This is a genomic window from Agrobacterium sp. V1 (assembly GCF_030518355.1).
Lineage (GTDB): Bacteria > Pseudomonadota > Alphaproteobacteria > Rhizobiales > Rhizobiaceae > Agrobacterium > Agrobacterium cucumeris.
The window spans coordinates 1,047,819-1,066,088 of the sequence record NZ_JAULSF010000002.1 but is presented as its reverse complement, the minus strand read 5'-3'; the positions used below and the strand labels follow the sequence as shown (position 1 = coordinate 1,066,088).

The following is an 18,270-nucleotide window of genomic DNA, read 5'->3' as shown; positions in this document are numbered from 1 at the left end:
CCATGCGCGTTCTCATCGCCGAAGATGATAAACGGATCGCTCAGTCGCTCTCGATTGCGCTTGCGGCTGCCGGTTTCGTGACAGAGATCTCGCTCGATGGCGAAGACGCCTGGTTTCGAGGCGAAACCGAGGCATTTGATGCCGTCATTTTAGATCTCGGCCTTCCAGGCCTCGACGGACTGACCATTCTCAAGCGATGGCGCCGCGACGGCAGGGCTGCGCCGGTTCTCATCCTGACAGCCCGTGGAGACTGGAGCGAACGGGTCGAAGGTATCGAATCCGGTGCAGATGATTATGTCGTGAAGCCTTTCAGGATGGAGGAAGTCGTGGCGCGTATCCGGGCGCTGGTGAGGCGCGCAGCCGGGTTTTCCTCGCCGAACATCACGATAGGCCGCTACACCCTGGACACGCGGCTGAAACAGGTCTCGATCGGTGGATTGCCCGTCGCACTCTCTCCCCAGGAATACCGCCTGTTAGCCTTCATGGCGCACAGGCCGGGGAAGGTCGTTTCCCAGCTGGAAATCACGGAACATCTCTATGCACAGGATGATGACCGCCTGTCCAACGCCGTCGAGGTGCTGGTCGGACGGCTTCGCCGCCGACTGGGCGCCGATATCATCATTACACGCAGAGGGTTGGGATATCTCCTGGGCGGCGATGCCGCATGAAGTCAAGATCGCTGAAATCCCGCATGATCGTAGCCGGTGCGGTGTGGATTTTTTTCGCGCTCATACTTGCCGGTTCTGCAATATCCTATCTGTTCATTGAAAATGTCGAAAAGGGAGTTCGGTCCGATCTCAGCGCGACACTCTCGCGGCTCGTTGCCATCATCGACCTTGATGCGCGGCAAGATCGGCCCCGTCTGACACGACAACTGCCCGACCCGAGATATGAAACCCCGTTTAGCGGCGTTTACTGGCAGATCACCGACATAGACAATCAAAAGGCGCTGCGCTCGCGCTCTTTGTGGGATAAAAATCTCGAGACGGAGGTTAGCACCGACGGCGAGCATTTCGCCAGTATTGACGGCCCGGCAGGCCAATCCCTGCTGGCACTGTCGTTGACGACGCGCTTCAAGGCCAGGGATATTGAACGTCACTATCAGATCGTCGTCGCACTGGACCGTTCCATCCTCGACGAAACCATTCACAAATTTGCATGGGAAATGACCGCGGCGCTCGCCGTACTCGGTGCGTCGCTCGTCCTTGCCGCCCTGTTGCAGGTTCATTTCGGCCTCCTGCCGTTCCGGCAATTGAAGAGCGAAGTCGAGATCATCCGCAAAGGCGCCGCCACCTCGCTGGAGAGCGAATATCCGACAGAGGTGTATCCGCTTGTTGCCGAAGTGAACGAACTGTTGAAACTGCAGGAAACATCGATCGAATTTGCAAGGGCGCGCGCTTCCGATCTTGCGCACGGATTGAAGACGCCCCTCTCCGTCCTTGTGACGGTTGCCGACGACCTCAGACGCCGTGGCGAAACGTCCGCCGCGTCTGTCCTGTTCGATCTGTCCGACGAAATGAACAGTCGGGTGGACTATCAACTCAAATTGTCGAAACTCCGACAGAGAGCGCGGCTGCACACATTGCGGGCTCCACTTGGATCGATCGTCAGCCGGGCCGTCGCCGTTCTCAAGAAAACCAAAGAAGGCGAGCAACTGAACTGGCAGATCGACATGACGCAGAACATCGACGTCGATATCGATGAAAACGATCTCGTCGAACTGGTCGGCGTCGTTTTGGAAAACGCAGCAAAGTGGGCCACCTCGACGGTACGGGTGTCAGCATCAAGGCGGAAGGACGTCGCAGAGCTGCGCATCTTTGATGACGGGCCGGGTATCGGCCAGTCCCACCTCAAGCTCATTGGGAAACGCGGCCAACGCTTCGATGAAAGCGTTGGCGGGTCTGGACTTGGCTTGGCGATTGCAACGGAAATTCTCGCGATAAACCACGGTTCGATCCTCTTCGAAGGCGATCAGGGCATGGGAACCCTTGTCATCGTGAGGCTTCCCCTTGCCGTCTGATCTCGACAAATCTGCAACGACTTGATGTTCATCTGAAGGGATATTCAGCGACAAGGGAGCACTAAAATTACCGACCAGCTGACCTAGTGCCATTCAGGAGTTTATCGAGTTCAGCAGCGCGGGATCTGGATAGCCGAACTTCTTCAGCAAACAGCGGCCAGCGGTCTACGGCCGCTCGAACCTGTTCGACAACTTCCCGGGCATCCGGATCTGAAATCGAGGCCCCTGGAGACTGCCGAAAGGTGAGACACGTCCTCAGATCGTCGGACGTGCCATCATGATCGTTTGTTTACTGCGTCTTTGTTTCGAGGGCCTTCACAATGGCCTCACCGAATGCCTTGGCCGAGTCGAGAATGTTGGTCCTGATTGAGGTTAATGCCAAATTGGCATGGAGTATGTTGTTGCCGGTTGAACATCGATACATTTTCAACTTTGGCTTCAGCTTGGTCTCCAGTCCTAAATGAACCGGGCACGGGGGAGAACAAACCTTCAGTTTCTTGCTCCTTGCAGGCACAGCATGACCATCTCTTTCAGCAAGCATCTCAGGCTGGCTGACCGCGAATGACGCCGACATCGATACGCGATGTCGGCCGGCTCACATGAGGTTCGTAAACTGGACTATCCTTGAACCAGGTTGAGGCAAATGACGGTCCTGTCATCGCTGAATTCCGCCGTTGTCGAACCTTTGACGGACGGATACTCACGCAGCTTGTGAAAATCCGCCGCTTCGACACGTGCGAATTCCGCTTCCCAGGCCGTAACATCCGTCCCCGCCGGCAGGGACAAATAGCCGTCGGAGAATATTTCAACGCTAGAGAGTCCGTCTTTGGCGATGCGAAGGTCAACCGTCCCCTCGTGCATGACGGTTCCGCCATTCACCGAGGCGTAACCCAGTACATGCCCATGCCGGTTTGCGAATTGCGGCTGGACACGGATTCCACCCATCAGGAATTCCTCGACCGTTTCGATGTTATTCTCGAGACCGCTCATGCCCGCTGCGGCAATGACGACATTTTCCGCTTCCCGCGCCGTCATGATGCCGCTTGCGACGGCCGAACGCAGGCCTGAGAAGATCGTCGCGCGTGTGCGCGCCTCGGCCGCATCACCATCACCGATGGCGGCAAGAAGCTGTTTGAACACGAATATACGCGCCGAAGTGCTTACCGTATCGATCAGCTTTGTGTGCTGAAACAGACGGGTGCCGTTGATCCTGACGCCGGAATCGCCGGCAAGCAGCAGGCGGAAGCTGTCGCCCATATCCGCCACGATCGCCAGGGTGGTCGATGGCGGATGGCCGGCATTGATGCGCTGCGCCTCCTTTTTCAGAATATCGCTGATATTCTGAAAAAGCGCGGGCGCGGCGAGCGTTTCCAACCTGCCGTCAAGGCTCATCTCAGCAACGGCATTGGCGGCGGCAAGGGCTGCGATGCGGCCGGAACTAAGCCCACTGTAACTTGCTCCGGTCGGATCGGTCGCGCCGTCGAAAACGGCCAGAACCCGTCCGGGAATGAGAAGTGCCACATCGTCCCCCGGCTTTGCGGCGTTCTTGTATTTCGATTGCGAAAAGCTCGCGATATTCATCTTTCTGGTGTCCTTGCAGAGGGAGGCTGGCGGCGACACATGGGTCGCCGCTGCTGCAGTTTTGAATGATATTTGGATGGTTTCAGACGAAAGAGGCTTCCTTTTCCTCCGAAAGCCGGAAGACGACGAAGACGCAAAGTCCGGTGCTGACGAGAAGTAAGGTGGAAAGTGCCGCGGCCGTGCCGAACTCGCCGTCAATCACCTGAATATAGATCAGGACGGGCATCGTGATCGTCCGCGCCGTGTAGAGGATCAGCGTCGAGGACAATTCGTTGATAGCGGTGATGAAGCTCATTAAGGAACCGATGATGAGCCCGGGCAACATCAGCGGCACCGTCACCGTTATGAACGTCTTCGCCGGCGAAGCGCCGAGATTGACCGCGGCCTCCTCGATGGACGGCTTGATCTGCCGCAGGATCGAGGTCGTGGAGCGCACGCCATAAGGCAGGCGGCGGATAAACACCAGCAGGATGATGATGAGTGCCGTGCCGGTAATGTCAAAAGGCGGATAACGGAACGTCGTGACATAGCCAATCGCCATGACGACGCCGGGTATCAGGTAGGGAACCATCAGCAGAAGATCGAGCGAGCCTGATACTGCATTGTCCCGCCTGACCACGATGAAAGAGAGCAGGCCGGAAACGATGGCGATCAACACCACAGCGGCAAGCGCAAAGGTGAAGCTGTTGGCAATCGCCTGCGGTGAATCGCGAAGAATGCGGGCATAGCTGTCCAACCCGAAGCCGCCTGTGAAGACGGGACCGTTTGTTGCGAGGAACGATGTGTAGATGACCGTAAGGGACGGCAGCATGGCGACAAAGATGACCAGATAGCAGAAGCCGTGCACGATGAAAGATTTCAGCGGGCGCATGGAGAGCTTTACCGGCCGATTGGTCAATGAGCTGGCATAACGGCGCTTGGCGAGAATGTGCCGCTGCAACAGAAGTGCGGCCATGGAAATGGCGATCATCACCATGGAAATCGTGACTGCCATGGTCGGTGTGCCGGCCATTTCGGAGGTATATTGCGCATAGGCGATGGTCGACAGTGTCCTGATGCCCTTGCCGAGGATTGCCGGCGTTCCGAAGTCTGCAATGGACAATACGAAGCAGATGATCGCGCCGGTGCTGACTGCCGGAAAGACCAGCGGCAAGGTGATCTTGCGGAACCGTTGGAACGCCGTGCAGCCGAGGTTTTCCGCCGCATCCTCATAGGATTTGTTGATGGTGTTCAGCGCATTTTCCGTCATCAGGAAGATATAGGGAAAGAACTTCAGGCTGAAGACCATGACGATACCCGGTATCCCGTAGATGGTCGGCAGTGAAATGCCGGCGAAAGACAGGAGATTGGTGACCGCACCGTTGGCGCCGAACAGCATGATCCAGGCATAGGCGCCGATGAAGGGCGGCGCGCACAGAACCAGCACAGCAAAGGTGGCAATGAAGGTGCGGCCCTTGATGCGGTATCGCGACGTGCAGAAGGCAAGCGGAATACCGAGCAGGCAGGCCCCCAACATGCCGAGCACGCCGATGACGAGCGTATTCCACAATGCCACGGTATAAAAACGCCGCGTCAGCACCTGAACATAGTTGCCGAAACCGAAAGCACCCGTCTTGGCATCGAAGAAACTGATGAAGAATACGCTGAAGATCGGCAGGATCAGGAATATCCCCAGTAGGATAACGGCGAGTACCGTTACGCTTGTCCAGAAACCCGGCATTCGCAGGCGAAAACCTCCAGGCATTGAAGTCGCAGTCATATCCGTCATGACAGGCGCTCCCCGGTAACGCCCTCGCCAAAGAGCTTGGTATCAACAGCAGGCCAGGAGAAAACCGTTTTTTGGCCGGGCTGAAGGGCGATGATATCAGCCGACGGCTTGGTGATAGCCTCGATTTCCTCTCCCGACGACAGCACTGCGGCAACATTCATCTCGCGGCCGGTGAAGCTCACCTGTCTTATGGTGACAGGTAGTTCGATGCGGTCTCCGCCATCGGTTGCCCGCGAGCCAACGGTAATCGCTTCGGGACGGATGGCGGCAACGACCGTTCGTTGCGGCGCAATGGCATCGACCTGTGGCAGCCCCACCCTGTGCCCGGAAATGGATGTCTGGCCACCCGAACGATTCAGCGTCAGGAAGTTGTTTGCCCCCACGAAGGAGGCGACAAAACGGTTGGCGGGATTGTTATAAACGTCCCAGGGTGCGGCTGCCTGCTGGATGACGCCACCATACATCACACAGACCAGATCGGACATGGCAAGCGCCTCCTCCTGATCATGGGTCACATAAACCGTGGTAATGTTCATGGCCTGCTGAATTTCGCGCAACTCGCGCCGCAGATCGACGCGCAGTTTGGCATCGAGGTTGGATAGTGGCTCGTCCATCAACAGCACTTTCGGATTGATGACGAGCGCTCGCGCCAGACCGACGCGCTGCTGCTGACCGCCGGATAATTCATGCGGCATGCGCTTGGCGTAGGGAGCGAGCTGCACGATATCGAGAATCTTGCCGACACGTTCACGAATTTCGGCGGAAGACGCCTTGCGCTGCTTCAAACCGAAGGCGATGTTGTCGAAGACGGAAATATGCGGAAATACCGCATAATCCTGAAAAACCATGCCGACATCGCGCTTATGTGCGGGCACATGCTCGATCGCCTGTCTTTCGATACTGATACTGCCGCTGTCCTGCTGGTGAAAACCGGCAATCGTGCGCAGGAGGGTCGTCTTGCCGCATCCGCTCGGACCGAGAAGCGTAAAGAACGATCCCGAGGGGATGGAGATATTGATGTCGGAAAGGGCAACGACATCCCGGTAGCTCTTTTTTATGCTGGTAATTTCCACGGCGGCCATGTGCTGCTCCATGACAGATCCTGCACGGCCGGTGACCACGCTGGACAAACGAAAAGCGAATTGTGAATGGGATAAAGGGGGGGACGCCGCTTCTGCGCCGTCCCCGGCAATTATCTTACTGAACGTCGAGCAATGTCTCGTTCCACTTTTCCATCAGGCGCGCGCGATTGTCCGCAGCCCATTTGAAATCGTATTTCGCGTCTGGAACATCGGAAAGCGGAACGAGTGCCGGATTGGCGGGAACATCGGTTCGAACCGAACGACGACCCGCCTTCACCACGATTTCCTGCGCTTCCCTGGAGACGATGAAATCGATGAAGGCCTTGCCATTGTCGGCATTCGGCGCTCCTTTCACGAGCGCCATGCCGTCAGGCGCGATTGCCGTACCCTCTTTCGGATAAACGATTTCGACCGGCGCGCTGCCAAGCTTGTAGCGCAGCGCGGCATCTTCCAGCGTAATGCCAACGGCCTGTTCGCCATCGTTGACGAAACGCGGCACCGCGCCTGAAGAGGTGGAAAGAACCGAGTTGCCGAGGATGCCGGTATAAATTTCCCAGCCTTTTTCCTCGCTGTCGAAATCCTGCAATACCGTTGCCATCTGAATATAGGCCGAGCCGGACTGATCGGCGCGGGCGGACGAAATCAGGCCCTTGTATTCCGGCTTTGCGAGATCGGCCCAGGATGTCGGAACGGGAGCGCCTTTCAGGGCCTCCTTATTGACGATAAAGGCCGTGACGACAGCCGTGAAAGGCACCCAGTTCGCGCTCGGTGAGAAGGCAGGGTTGATCGACGCAGCCTCAACCGGCTTGTATGGCTCGAAAAGGTCGGCGGAGAAATCGATGACCGTCCCATCGACGCTCCAGATCACATCGCCCGCCGCCTTGCCGCTCTCCGCCTTGATGCGGTTCATCAGCTCCCCGGACCCGGCTTTGACAAGCTCAACCTTGGTGCCGGTTTTCTTTTCGAACATGGGCAACAACTCGTCCATGAGCTGCTGCGGGGCGGCGGAATAGACCACGACGGTACCTTCGGCATGAGCGAAAGCCGCGCTGGCAAGGAAAGTGGCGCCGGCAAAAAGGCGCGCGAAAATAGTGCATGATTGACGCATAAGGGGTCTCCGTTTTTTTGTTCCCTGACAGTCCGGCCCTGCGACATGATTTCTTTTTGGTTTTGCCTGTCGCCACCCGCTGTCTGTTATTTATTTTCTTTACGTAAATTAATTAGTCAAGCCGAAATTTATTTCGAATATAAAAATAAAATATCCGATTGAAAAAGCACAATTCTTTATGATTTTCATTCACAGGCCTCCGATCTCTACGGCGGATTTTCCGGGAAAGCGCGGTGTACAATCGCGTAATTTTCGCTAATCATCCGGCATGATTTCTCGCGGGAGACTTTTTTGATCGATCTCGGCTACAACGAGCGGCGTCTGCTCGAGATTTTGCGCGGTAAGGGAGGCATGTCGCGTATCGAACTGGCGCGGGAGATGGATGTTTCCGCACCGACCCTTACTCGCCTGACCGCCAATCTTCTGGAATCCGGCCTCATCGTCGAAGCGGAGGAAGTCCGCAATGACGGAAAACGGGGCAAACCCTCCACCGCCATCGAGATCAATCCGAACGGGCTTTTCACGCTGGGGGTCTACTTCAATCCAGACGATCTGCGTGTCTGCGTGGCCGATCTCAACGGCACGATAAGGCAGGAAATCAGGTCGGAACTGGAGGGGCACAGTTTTGAGCATATCATGGAGATGGCCGAGGCGTCCGCCCGGCAAGTGCTTGAAAAAGCGAAGATACGAAAGAAAGATGTGCTGGGCTGCGGCATCAGCTTTCCCGGCCATTTCAGGCGGGATCGCGGCCATGTCTTCCGTATCAAGCAGTTCGAAAGCTGGCGCGACATCGACGTCGACAAGGACTTCCAGCCCTATTTCGACTTCCCGGTCTTTCACGAAAATGACGGCAATACCGTCATTCTTTCCGAGCTCTATTATGGCGCAGGCCGCAATATCCGCAATTTCGCGATGATCTGGCTGACATATGGCATTGGTGGCGCCGTGGTGGTGCAGCGCCATCTCTATCGCGGCACCAATGGCAATGCCGGCGAGTTCGGCGGACTGTTTCCAAAATCCCATCCCCGCCCCTCGGGACAGGACCTGTGCGACACTCTGGCTGCTCAGGGCATCGGCATTCGACGCCTGAAAGACATTGACGAAAGTTATGCCGACCATCCTGCCGTGGGTTCCTGGCTGGAACGGGCAACGGATCAGCTTCGTCTTCTTTCATTGACGGTCGCCCGCACGATGGATCCGGCAGCCATTATTTTCGGTGGATCGCTGCCGGACTGGATTCTCGAACATATCGTGCGGCGTATCGGTTCGCTGGACATACTCGGCGAAGATTTTTTCGTCGAGCCCCCGGAAATACGCAAATCAATTATGAGCGACTCGCCTCATCTCGGCGCCGCCAGCATACCGATCTACCGCGCCATCACGCCCAGCTATTACTCCGGGCGGGCGCTGAAAGGCTGGGCATGACACGCCATGGCCACCAGAGCGTTTTCCCCTATTGGTCTGCGTGTTGATGACAGGGGACGCCGTTACCTGGATATACGCCGCCGGAATTCCTCCTTACCCGCTGATTGTCAGGCACGGCCAGGTTTATCTCGACGGGCTGCCCGGCGAGGAAAAGATGGACGATCCCGCCGATTTTCCCGACCGGTGGTCGATGGGAGCGTATGATGCATCTCTCCATACCGGCGAGCGTGAAGATCGACATATACCGCCATGGCGCTCGCGAGCGAATTCGACTGATCAATGAAGCAATCGAGAAGCCGCGTTAATGCGGTTCGCGACCGCAGGCCGCGATGGCCACGCACGTTGCCACTGGCAGACAGACCGCCGATATCAAGAGGCCTTGCATATTATGCTGCTGGCCCGGTACATTTACAGCGCTCTGGCGAAGCGCTCCAGTTTGCCCAGCGTTTGCTGACCCAGCTCCACGGCACCGAAACCCTTTGCCTGCTGGAACTCGGCTTCCGTGCTGAACACCATGCCCAGCACAACTTTCGTCGCGCCATCCTGATCTTCGAAGGAGGCCCAGGCATCGGCATGTTTTGGCCCGTTTTCGCCCCACAGCAGCGTATAGGAGAGCCTCTCTTCGGGGCGGACCTCGATATAACGATGGTGGTTCGGGAAGACTGTGCCGTCAGGGCCGATCATGTCGAATACCCATTCGCCGCCGGTTCGCAGGTCAATTCTCTTCGTGCGGCAGGAAAATCCTTCAGGACCCCACCATTGCGGCAGCGTCTTCTCGTTCATCCAGGCTTTCCAGACGATGTCTCGCGGCACCTTTATCACTCGTTCCAGCACCATGGTTCGACCGGCCACACCGGCCAGATTGTTGAGACCCGCGCTGAAACCCTGTTGATAACCATCCCGCATATCCTCGGCCAGCGAGGAAAGCTGAACCGTTACGGTCAAACGGCTACGCTCTTCCACAGCCCGAAAATCGGCAGTGACCAGCGCTGCCGACTGCGTTACGCCGCCGGAGGACACCACCTCGTAATTCACGCTGCGGCGGGCCGGCTGCAACTCCAGCCAGCCGCATTCACAGCGAATATCCGGCTGGCCGGCGACCTTGCAGAGGGAAACTTCGCGACCGCCCACCCTGCTGTCCGCCTCCAGGAACTCCACGGTGACCGCGGGCGTGGGAGAAGCCCACACCGCCCGGGCGGCGGGTGACAGCCAGACCTGCCAGAGCGCTGATGGCGGAACGGCAATTTCCCGTTCGAAACTCAGCGTCGCAAAACGGTCCTGTGTCAGATGCGGTTCGGCGCGCGCGCCTTCCTGATCCGGTTTCGTCGTCATTTTGAATCCTCCTTCATGGCCTGCATTGCAAATGCCTCCAACCGGTCAAGCCGGCTCTCCCACATCGCCCGCTGCTCATCGAGCCACGTGCGTACCGGCTCCAGCGCTTCCGGCACGATCGCGCAGGTGCGCACCCGCCCATCCTTGGACGTGACAATCAGCCCCGCCTCCTCCAGCACGGAAAGATGCCGCATAACCGTGGGCAGACGCAGCCCCGTGGGAGCGGACAGCTCCATGACCGGTGCCGGCCCTGCGCCAAGTCGCGCCAGAATGGCCCGCCGCGTCGGATCGGCAAGAGCCTGGAAGATCAGTGATAACTCGGGATGATGCTTAGTCATGTTGCTAACTATCACGTTCCACTGGGACGCCGCAAGGGAAACTTAGTAAATCAACTAAGTTTTCGTTTGTGGAGTGGTGCAGGGAATGAGGCGCCGATGCCTCGCCTCGGCATTTCGTTCAGGCAACCGAGCTTTTAATCTCTCCAGCGCCTGCCGGTCGGCAGCCGGCAGCAGATGCAACTGTCGAGCCGGAAATTAGCCATCAAAAGTTGCAGAAAAGGATTGACTCTCTTGGCTGTGTGAGTGAGCCTTGCCCGGAAAAAGACGGGGAAAATATCAAATCATCATGTCACCAGAACGCTTTAATCAATGCCTGCGGGTCATCCGCTGGACGCCGATCAATATTGCGTCCGCCCTGCAATGTGAGCTTTCGTGGATCGAGGCACTGGAAGCGGGCAATGAGGAAGTTCCCGCCGGTTTGGCCACGTGGCTTGAAACGCTTGCACAGGCCCATGAGGCTCTCCCGCCTCCATCCACCTACAGAGGAAAACGGTCGGCATTCTGATGCGGCCGATAGCTCTCAATCTTCATCAACAACTGGATTGTTCGAAATGAAATATGTCATAGCAGCTCTTGGCCTGATCAGCTTCTCAAGCCCTGCCCTTGCGGCATCCTGCGAGAAGAACTTCGCTGTCTCCGGCGTGCCGATGGTGACGGCTGTCTCTTACAAATCATGGCAGGAATTGCCGAAGGCAAAAGCGCCCGCCGTGCTTCAAAAGCTCGCTCAGGCTGTGGCAGCAGAAGGCTTTTCCGGCATCCAAGTCAACAAGGCGCTGTCCTCGATCGATGCGCACCAGGAGACCAGCGGCAGCGGCAGAATTCAGACGCTGCGGGTTGTGGCCCGGCAGAAAGGCGCCGGCGTACGGATCGACGCTGTTTTCAACATTCAGGCAGGACAGATTGCGGACAAGAACGTCATCCGCGAAGGCATTTGCAATATCATCAACGGCGTGTGAAGCGCTGTAGATAAGACTGTCCATTCGACGGAGCGGGCCAGCCGCTTCGTCTGCATTGGCCTTGGCGTGACGGCCGCTTCTGCGGGTGGCAACAGGAAGCAGCCTCAGGCCTCACCATTCATTCGCAGTCTCTATGACGATGGACACCGACATCGGAAATGGCACGCCGCCTGCTGACCCGGCACGGACGGTGAGCCAGGCGCTGCTCCATGCTGTTTATGACGATGCTTATGGTATGGTGGGCGAACCCGGAATCTGCGATGGGTGCAGGCAGGGATAGTGTCCGTGGCCGCAAGCACGCCATGAAGCGACGGGGAAAAAATGCCGATTTATGAACTGGCTGCCGTGGGCGCCGCAACCTGCTGGGCGATGACCGGACTTCTGGCGGCACGTCCGGCGGGGCATCTGGGAGCGCTCGCCTTCAACAGGACACGGCAGCTTTTTGTCGCTTCCCTGCTCGGGGTCTATGTCCTCGCTTCGGGAACCTGGCGGGAACTGCAGCCCGAGGCGCTGTCGGCGCTTCTGCTATCCGGTTTCATCGGCATCTTCGTTGGCGATACGCTACTGTTCACCTGCCTCAATCGGGTGGGGCCACGCCGCTCGGGAATCCTGTTTGCCCTCAACGCCCCAATCGCCGCGCTGCTGGGATGGGCGGTGCTTGGCGAGGAGCTTTCCGTAACAACTGTCACCGGCATAGGCCTGACGCTGTGCGGTGTTCTGCTCGCAATCCTCTTCGGCAAGCGCAAGGCGCAGCTGCACGAATGGGAAAGAGTGAAGGGATCACTCTGGCTCGGCGTGCTCCTCGGCTTGCTGGCCGCGCTCAGTCAGGCCGTCGGCTCGCTGATCGCAAGACCCGTCATGGCGAGCGGCATCGATCCGATTACCGCTTCGATGCTGCGCGTTGGGATCGCGGCAGTCTGCCTGACCGCGCTCACCATGCTGCCCATCAAGGCAGTGCGGCCGAACGGCCCGCTGACGATGAACATTTTCCTGCAGACGGCGCTTACCGGCATCATCGCCCTTGCCTTTGGCATGACGCTGCTTCTTTTCGCACTTTCCGGCGGCAAGATCGGCATCGTCTCGACACTGTCTGCAACAACGCCCGTCATCATCCTGCCATTGCTCTGGCTGAAAACGCGGGAATTGCCGGCACCCGGCGCATGGGCCGGGGCAGCGCTGGTCGTGGCCGGCATGGCGCTGATGTTCTGGAAGTGACCGAAGCCTTCAAAAACGCCACAGATGACGCCGCTCGCGCCACGATCTACCACTGCAAATAATGTCGAGCTGTTCCGGCGGTACACTTGCGCGGCAACTTTCGCGTGTCTAAAAGACGCGCAAAGTTAATTCGCATTACAGAGGACCAACTTCGTGGAACAGGTAAACACTCCAGTCGGCAAGGGCCGGCGCAAGGCTTTATGGGCAGCGGTTGCGGTTATTGCCATCGCGGCTGCAGGTGTCATCGGTGGTAAAGCCTTCTACGAAGCAAAGGTCGACGAGCTGATTGCCCGCAGCGGCGCAACCGCCCGTTCCGTGGACGTCGACTTTCTCGGACAAATCCATATTCGCGAGCTGACCCTGCCGCTTGAAGACGGCAAGAAAATCCAGATTGCAGCTATCGACGGGCGTCCCAAACTTCCTTTCCTGGAAGGCGCGCTCGATATGAATGGCATCGATATTGACGTGCCGACCGGCAAGATCTCCATGGCGCATGCCCGTGTCGAGAACGCCGCTTTCAAGAAAGTGGAAACGGTATCTGGCGATGGCAATGCAAACTCCCTGTCCCGGCGCATGGAGCGCTTCGCAGCGACGCGCATTTCCACGCCTGAACTGACATTCACCCAGTCTATCGCCGACACCGAGCAGAAGACCGTTTACAACAACGCGGCTCTGCTTGATATCGCCGATGGCCGGGTCGCCCGCTATACGATCGACAATGCCAGCTATGACATCAAGATGGCTCTGCCGGACAGCACTGGCACGATGGAAAAGAAGCACATGGTCGTCTCGACGGGTGCAATAACCGGCCAGGACTTCGACGCCGCCTACCTTGCAAGGCTCTATACGGAAAAAGCCGGGCCCGAAGACAAGGACGCAAAACCTCTTTACGGACCACTCTCCGTCAGCAAGATTTCCTTCTCCGACGGTGACGGTCAGTTCAGCTACGACGAAATACGCAGCGACGGCTTTACCGCTCGCATGCCGGCCGAGCCGCTGCTGGAAACCCTGAAGGCGCTGACGACAACCCAAAATGCCGATGAGCTTTCACCACAGGAGCGCCAGGCATTTTTCGGCAAGGTCGTGTCCATTCTGGACATGATGGGCAAGAGCAACATGCAGCTGCTGGGCTTCAAGGTCGACGCGCCTGATCAAAGCGAAGGGGCGGACGGCAAGCGGGTCAAGGCCACCATCGAGCGCATCGACATGCAGATGGACAGCCGCAAGCTCGATTTCGGCCTGAACGGCATGTCGATTGGCGATGGCGACGGCAAGATCGAAGTCGCCGAGGCAAGCCTCAAGGGCTTTGACTGGAGTTCCACAATCGAAGGTCTCTCCCAGATCGTCGGTTTCGATGAAACGAAAATCGAGACATTTCCGTTCAATCGGCTGATACCGGAACTCGGCAAGGTGCGTGTCGGTGGCATCAACGTTGATATCGCCGCACCGGAAAAGACCGATGAAGAGGCCGCAGGCACGCCTGAGCGCATCAAGTTCACGCTCAAGAATTTCGAGATGGGACTGACCAAACCCTTCAATGGCATCCCGACCGATATCGAGATCAGGCAGGAGGACCTCTCCCTGCCCATCCCGGCGGATTCGACCGAGGAAGTTTTTGTTGAAGCGCGCAAACTGGGTCTTGAGTCGATCGCCATGTCTTACGCTCTCGCCGCAGGCTGGGATGAACCCAACAAAAACCTGCTGATCCGCGAAGTTTCGCTCAGCAGCAAGGATATTGGCAGCGTCAACTTTTCCGGTCTGGTGAGCGGCTTCACGGAAGAGTTTTTCTCCTTCGACCTTGGCCGCGCCCAAGCTGCGCTTTTCGGGCTTGCCGGTCGCGAGGTGAAATTCACGATCAAGGACGAAGGCATGATGGCCAAGGCGATCACGCTTTATGCCCTGCAGAACGAGGTGACCGAAGATCAGGTGCGTAGCATGTTTACGTTGGTTGCCAACGCGATGCTGCAGCAGGTGGCCGCCGAACAACCGAAACTCCAGGGCGCGGTGGACGCACTTGTCCAGTTCATCAACAAGCCGGGAACCTTGACGGTAACAGTCAAATCAACGGGCCCAAATGGCCTTGGCCTTTTTGATCTTGCTGCAGCCTCCGATAATCCGATGCTTCTCCTCGACAAGGTCGACATTCAGGCAACCGCTGAATAAGCCGGCCTACCAGCCGCCAGTAATCTCAAGCTCAGTTACCTGAGCCTGAGATTACCTGAACATACATCCTGCCGCCCCATTTACGGGGCGGCACGTTGGAACTTCGAATATAATTTTTACAAGATTATTTAATTAGTTATTCCGAAAATCGAAAGTCAGACATTAACAGAGATCACAATATCCCTGGCGCATCAGCCGCGCGACACAAAACCGGCCGATTGAAAAATCGCATTGCGGTCCATCGCAGCTCCCGTGAAGGACGCAACGATGGACCATAGGCTACTCTTACCGGCCATACTGGTCCGCCACAGACAGGCCCGACCGGACGGACGGGATATTATCGAGCACCGGCAAAAAGCCAGACGCTTTCACGGGGAATATCCACCCAGACCGGGCCTTCCGGTAACGCCTTCGCGCCAAAGGCCTTGGCGGCGAAGTCGCCGGCCTTCAGGCGGTATTCCCAGCGGTCGCCGAGATAGAGGCAGGCGTCCAGATGCATTTCCCTGCGGTTCTGGCCAGGATTGTCATGCACAGCGATCTGCTCGACGCGGATGACCGCCTTGTCCTCTTTTTCTTCGTTCCTGCCGAAAACAATGCCATCAAGCTGCCAGTTTGGCCCGTGAATGCTGGCATCTTCACCCAGACCGCGTATCTCGCCGCTGGCGACATTGTTTGCGCCGAGAAAGTCGGCTGCATAAAAGCTCTTCGGCTTGGTGTAGATGTCCTGCGGTGTGCCTTCCTGAACGATGGCGCCGTTGCGCAGAAGCAGGATATTGTCGGATGCGGCGAGCGCTTCCGACTGATCGTGGGTGACGAGAACACCGCATATTTCCAGATCGAGGATGAGCTTGCGGATCCAGTAACGCGCCTCTTCGCGCAGCTTCGCGTCAAGATTGGAAAGCGGTTCGTCCATCAACAGGACACGCGGCTCATAGACCAGCGCGCGGCAGATTGCGACGCGTTGCTGCTGGCCGCCGGAAAGCTGGTCGGGATAACGCTCGGCAAGATGGCCGAGTCCGATCTTTTCCAGCGTCGCCTGAACACGTTTGCCGGCATCCACCCGGTTCACGCCACGCAGCTTCAGGCCATAGGCGACATTTTCCATCACGGTGCGATGCGGCCACAGCGCATAGGACTGAAAGACAAGGCCGATATTGCGGTTTTCCGGTGCAACCGTCAGGCCCTTGCTGCCATCGAGCATCGGTTTTCCACCGATGCTGATGAGGCCCTGTTCGGGCTGCTCCAGCCCGGCAATGCAGCGCAGCAGGGTTGTTTTGCCGCTACCCGACGCGCCGAGCAGGGAAACGATCGAGCCGCGTTCGGCGGTGAAGGATGCGCCCTGAAGAATATGCAGGCCGCCGAGATATTTGTGAACGTCACGAACAGTAAGTTCAGTCATGGATTTTTGCTCCCAGACGAAGGGCGAGACCGAGGCCTGCGCCGGTAAGAACGATGCTGACGAATGCCAGCGCGGCAATCGTGTCCATTGCGCCGGACTGAATCATGGAAACCATGAGCGAGCCGATGACTTCGGTTCCGGCGCTCATGAGATAGATGCCGGTGGCATAGTCGCGCAGGAAGACAATCATGATCAGCGCCCATGCGCCGACGAGACCGGGGCGCACGATGGGAATGACGACGTCACGCCAGGTCTGGCCGATTGTCGCACCCGTCGTGCGTGCGGCCTCCTCCAGTTCGGGGCTGACCTGAATGAGCGTGCCCTGCAGCAGCCGCAGGCCATAGGAAAGGCCAACGATCAGATAAGCGATGAACAGGCTTATCAGCGTCGTGCGCAGCGGCACCAGGAACGGAATGAACAGGAACAGCCAGAAGAAGGCGAGACCGATGATCAGGCTCGGCATGGAGCGCGGCAGGAGAACCATGTAATCGAGAACGGTGTTGGATACGTCCCGATTGCGGTGCCCGGCAAGACCGACGACCAGATAGAAGGCGACGGCCACGGCGCCACCAACGACCGCGAGAATGATCGTGTTGAGAACACCGCGATAAAGGCTCGGAACCTCGAAAAGCGCATTGAAATGCTTGGTGGTGAGATGAGCGAAAGGATTGACGCCCTGCCCCCACGCATCGACAAAGGCGCGCAGGATAATTCCGCCGATCGGCAGGATGACCGACAGGAACAGCCAGAAACCGATGATGGAAAGCGCGATGATCTGGCCGGCGCGCCCCAGCCGCATGACGGTGGTGCGCGAACCTTTTCCGCCAAGGGCCGCATAACGGCGGCTGTGGCGCAGCAGCCGGCGCTGATACCACACCAGCGGCAGGGTCAGGAGCACGAGCAGTACAACGACGACAGCCATCAGCTGATAGGTAGGGACGCCGAAAAGTGTCGTGAGCTTGTAGATATAGGTGGTGAGGACGTTGATGCCGCTCGGATCGCCAAGCACCAGCGGCACACCGAACATTTCAAAGCCGATCAACAGGTTAAGCGCGGTGGCGAAGATCAGCGCGGGCAGCACCATGGGCACGGTGACATCCCAGCACACACGCCAGATGGGCGCGCCGGTGATGCGGGCCGCTTCTTCAAGATCAGACGGCAGGTTGCGCATCGCCGCCGACACGTAAAGATAGACATGCGGGACATGCGCCAGCCCCGTGACAAGCACGATGCCGCTCAGGGAATAGATGTTCCACGGCACGAAACCGATGATATCGCGCACGAGGATCGAGACGAAGCCGGACGGCCCGATGGCAACCGTATACCCGAAAGCAAGCACCAGCGCCGAAATGAACATCGGAACCAGCACGATGATTTCCAGCGCCTTGCGGAAATGCACATCGGTACGGGTGAGCAGGAAGGAGAGTGCTGCGCCCAGCGGGACGGCGATCGCCACCATGCCCACAGCCATGATGACCGTGTTCCACAAGGCGTCGTAAAACATCGGGTCGACGAGAATATATTCATATGCGCTCAGGCCGAGGCTGGCGCTCGGGCTGAAGAACGGACCATCGAGAAAGCTCTGGTAGATGATCAGGCAAATGGGCGTCAGGACGCACAGCGTCAGGAAACCGATGACGAGCCGGCGGAAGAGCAGCGCTTCGCCGGGCGGACGCGGCGTCTTCAGTCGCGGCTCGCGGGATAGTTCTCGGGGTGGGTTTTGGGTAATGGTATCCACCGGCATGGGTTGTAACCTCCGGGAAACAGACGTTTGTTGAATGGATTTTCATAGGAATGGCACGACCGCGGCCCTGGGCCAGACACCGTTCTGTGCCTTTAAAAAAGCTCGGTGCCTGGCCCCGTCCTGGGGGACTTGCGTGCCC

General features: G+C 57.9%; 15 protein-coding genes. 7 read left to right on the top strand and 8 right to left on the bottom strand.

The features are described 5' to 3' along the window. The first annotated feature begins 2 nt into the window (after window positions 1–2). Both QSV77_RS18810 and QSV77_RS18805 read left to right on the top strand, forming a co-directional pair. The gene (locus tag QSV77_RS18810) at window positions 3–668 is read left to right on the top strand and encodes a response regulator transcription factor (RefSeq protein WP_142843027.1); all 666 of its coding nucleotides are present in this window, start codon (window positions 3–5) and stop codon (window positions 666–668) included. Then, window positions 665–2,020, top strand: a complete 1,356-nt coding sequence (locus tag QSV77_RS18805) for a HAMP domain-containing sensor histidine kinase (protein WP_302734639.1) — start codon at window positions 665–667, stop codon at window positions 2,018–2,020. Before QSV77_RS18810 ends, QSV77_RS18805 begins: the two co-directional genes overlap by 4 nt. 618 nt (window positions 2,021–2,638) lie before the next feature. Here the strand turns inward: QSV77_RS18805 and QSV77_RS18800 are convergent. From QSV77_RS18800 to QSV77_RS18785, 4 genes are all read right to left on the bottom strand, one after another. Next, the gene (locus QSV77_RS18800; RefSeq protein WP_302734638.1) at window positions 2,639–3,601 is read right to left on the bottom strand and encodes a hypothetical protein; all 963 of its coding nucleotides are present in this window, start codon (window positions 3,599–3,601) and stop codon (window positions 2,639–2,641) included. Between the two features lie 82 nt (window positions 3,602–3,683). Further along, window positions 3,684–5,369 carry an iron ABC transporter permease gene (locus QSV77_RS18795; RefSeq protein ID WP_302734637.1) on the bottom strand — a complete coding sequence of 562 codons (1,686 nt, stop codon included), beginning with the start codon at window positions 5,367–5,369 and terminating at the stop codon, window positions 3,684–3,686. Next, the gene (locus QSV77_RS18790) at window positions 5,366–6,463 is read right to left on the bottom strand and encodes an ABC transporter ATP-binding protein (protein ID WP_237681461.1); all 1,098 of its coding nucleotides are present in this window, start codon (window positions 6,461–6,463) and stop codon (window positions 5,366–5,368) included. The genes QSV77_RS18795 and QSV77_RS18790 overlap by 4 nt, the downstream gene beginning before the upstream one ends. 103 nt (window positions 6,464–6,566) lie before the next feature. Further along, window positions 6,567–7,559 carry an ABC transporter substrate-binding protein gene (locus QSV77_RS18785; protein WP_302734636.1) on the bottom strand — a complete coding sequence of 331 codons (993 nt, stop codon included), beginning with the start codon at window positions 7,557–7,559 and terminating at the stop codon, window positions 6,567–6,569. A 291-nt stretch (window positions 7,560–7,850) separates the two neighbouring features. On the opposite strand from QSV77_RS18785, the gene QSV77_RS18780 reads away from it, so the two are divergent. Continuing rightward, window positions 7,851–8,984: an ROK family transcriptional regulator gene (locus tag QSV77_RS18780; protein ID WP_302734635.1), complete on the top strand. Its 1,134-nt coding sequence runs from the start codon at window positions 7,851–7,853 to the stop codon at window positions 8,982–8,984. Window positions 8,985–9,392: 408 nt separating this feature from the next. On the opposite strand, the gene QSV77_RS18775 is transcribed toward QSV77_RS18780, so the two are convergent. Both QSV77_RS18775 and QSV77_RS18770 read right to left on the bottom strand, forming a co-directional pair. Next, the gene (locus QSV77_RS18775) at window positions 9,393–10,316 is read right to left on the bottom strand and encodes an SRPBCC family protein (protein ID WP_302734634.1); all 924 of its coding nucleotides are present in this window, start codon (window positions 10,314–10,316) and stop codon (window positions 9,393–9,395) included. Further along, complete coding sequence (locus tag QSV77_RS18770; RefSeq protein WP_302734633.1) at window positions 10,313–10,654, bottom strand: helix-turn-helix transcriptional regulator; 342 nt, start codon at window positions 10,652–10,654, stop codon at window positions 10,313–10,315. The genes QSV77_RS18775 and QSV77_RS18770 overlap by 4 nt, the downstream gene beginning before the upstream one ends. 286 nt (window positions 10,655–10,940) lie before the next feature. On the opposite strand from QSV77_RS18770, the gene QSV77_RS18765 reads away from it, so the two are divergent. From QSV77_RS18765 to QSV77_RS18750, 4 genes are all read left to right on the top strand, one after another. Next, the gene (locus QSV77_RS18765; RefSeq protein WP_046800490.1) at window positions 10,941–11,159 is read left to right on the top strand and encodes a hypothetical protein; all 219 of its coding nucleotides are present in this window, start codon (window positions 10,941–10,943) and stop codon (window positions 11,157–11,159) included. Window positions 11,160–11,205: 46 nt separating this feature from the next. Beyond that, window positions 11,206–11,610, top strand: coding sequence for a hypothetical protein (locus QSV77_RS18760; protein WP_142843079.1), 405 nt, complete (start codon window positions 11,206–11,208; stop codon window positions 11,608–11,610). Window positions 11,611–11,931: 321 nt separating this feature from the next. Next, window positions 11,932–12,825, top strand: coding sequence for a DMT family transporter (locus tag QSV77_RS18755; RefSeq protein ID WP_302734632.1), 894 nt, complete (start codon window positions 11,932–11,934; stop codon window positions 12,823–12,825). A 153-nt stretch (window positions 12,826–12,978) separates the two neighbouring features. Next, window positions 12,979–14,988 (top strand): hypothetical protein, encoded by a 2,010-nt coding sequence (locus tag QSV77_RS18750; RefSeq protein WP_302734631.1) that lies wholly within the window; start codon window positions 12,979–12,981, stop codon window positions 14,986–14,988. A 337-nt stretch (window positions 14,989–15,325) separates the two neighbouring features. Here QSV77_RS18750 and QSV77_RS18745 read toward each other — a convergent pair whose 3' ends face one another. Next, window positions 15,326–16,387, bottom strand: coding sequence for an ABC transporter ATP-binding protein (locus QSV77_RS18745; RefSeq protein ID WP_046800484.1), 1,062 nt, complete (start codon window positions 16,385–16,387; stop codon window positions 15,326–15,328). After that, window positions 16,380–18,131, bottom strand: a complete 1,752-nt coding sequence (locus QSV77_RS18740; RefSeq protein ID WP_225341525.1) for an iron ABC transporter permease — start codon at window positions 18,129–18,131, stop codon at window positions 16,380–16,382. Before QSV77_RS18740 ends, QSV77_RS18745 begins: the two co-directional genes overlap by 8 nt. Between the last annotated feature and the right edge of the window lie 139 nt (window positions 18,132–18,270).

Bases quoted from the DNA above. Each gene is read 5' to 3' on its own strand.
- QSV77_RS18775 (WP_302734634.1), bottom strand. From the start codon at position 10,316: ATGACGACGAAACCGGATCAGGAAGGCGCGCGCGCCGAACCGCATCTG.
- QSV77_RS18785 (WP_302734636.1), bottom strand. From the start codon at position 7,559: ATGCGTCAATCATGCACTATTTTCGCGCGCCTTTTTGCCGGCGCCACT.
- QSV77_RS18810 (WP_142843027.1), top strand. From the start codon at position 3: ATGCGCGTTCTCATCGCCGAAGATGATAAACGGATCGCTCAGTCGCTC.
- QSV77_RS18765 (WP_046800490.1), top strand. From the start codon at position 10,941: ATGTCACCAGAACGCTTTAATCAATGCCTGCGGGTCATCCGCTGGACG.
- QSV77_RS18805 (WP_302734639.1), top strand. From the start codon at position 665: ATGAAGTCAAGATCGCTGAAATCCCGCATGATCGTAGCCGGTGCGGTG.
- QSV77_RS18770 (WP_302734633.1), bottom strand. From the start codon at position 10,654: ATGACTAAGCATCATCCCGAGTTATCACTGATCTTCCAGGCTCTTGCC.
- QSV77_RS18760 (WP_142843079.1), top strand. From the start codon at position 11,206: ATGAAATATGTCATAGCAGCTCTTGGCCTGATCAGCTTCTCAAGCCCT.
- QSV77_RS18795 (WP_302734637.1), bottom strand. From the start codon at position 5,369: ATGACGGATATGACTGCGACTTCAATGCCTGGAGGTTTTCGCCTGCGA.
- QSV77_RS18740 (WP_225341525.1), bottom strand. From the start codon at position 18,131: ATGCCGGTGGATACCATTACCCAAAACCCACCCCGAGAACTATCCCGC.
- QSV77_RS18790 (WP_237681461.1), bottom strand. From the start codon at position 6,463: ATGGAGCAGCACATGGCCGCCGTGGAAATTACCAGCATAAAAAAGAGC.
- QSV77_RS18745 (WP_046800484.1), bottom strand. From the start codon at position 16,387: ATGACTGAACTTACTGTTCGTGACGTTCACAAATATCTCGGCGGCCTG.
- QSV77_RS18800 (WP_302734638.1), bottom strand. From the start codon at position 3,601: ATGAATATCGCGAGCTTTTCGCAATCGAAATACAAGAACGCCGCAAAG.
- QSV77_RS18755 (WP_302734632.1), top strand. From the start codon at position 11,932: ATGCCGATTTATGAACTGGCTGCCGTGGGCGCCGCAACCTGCTGGGCG.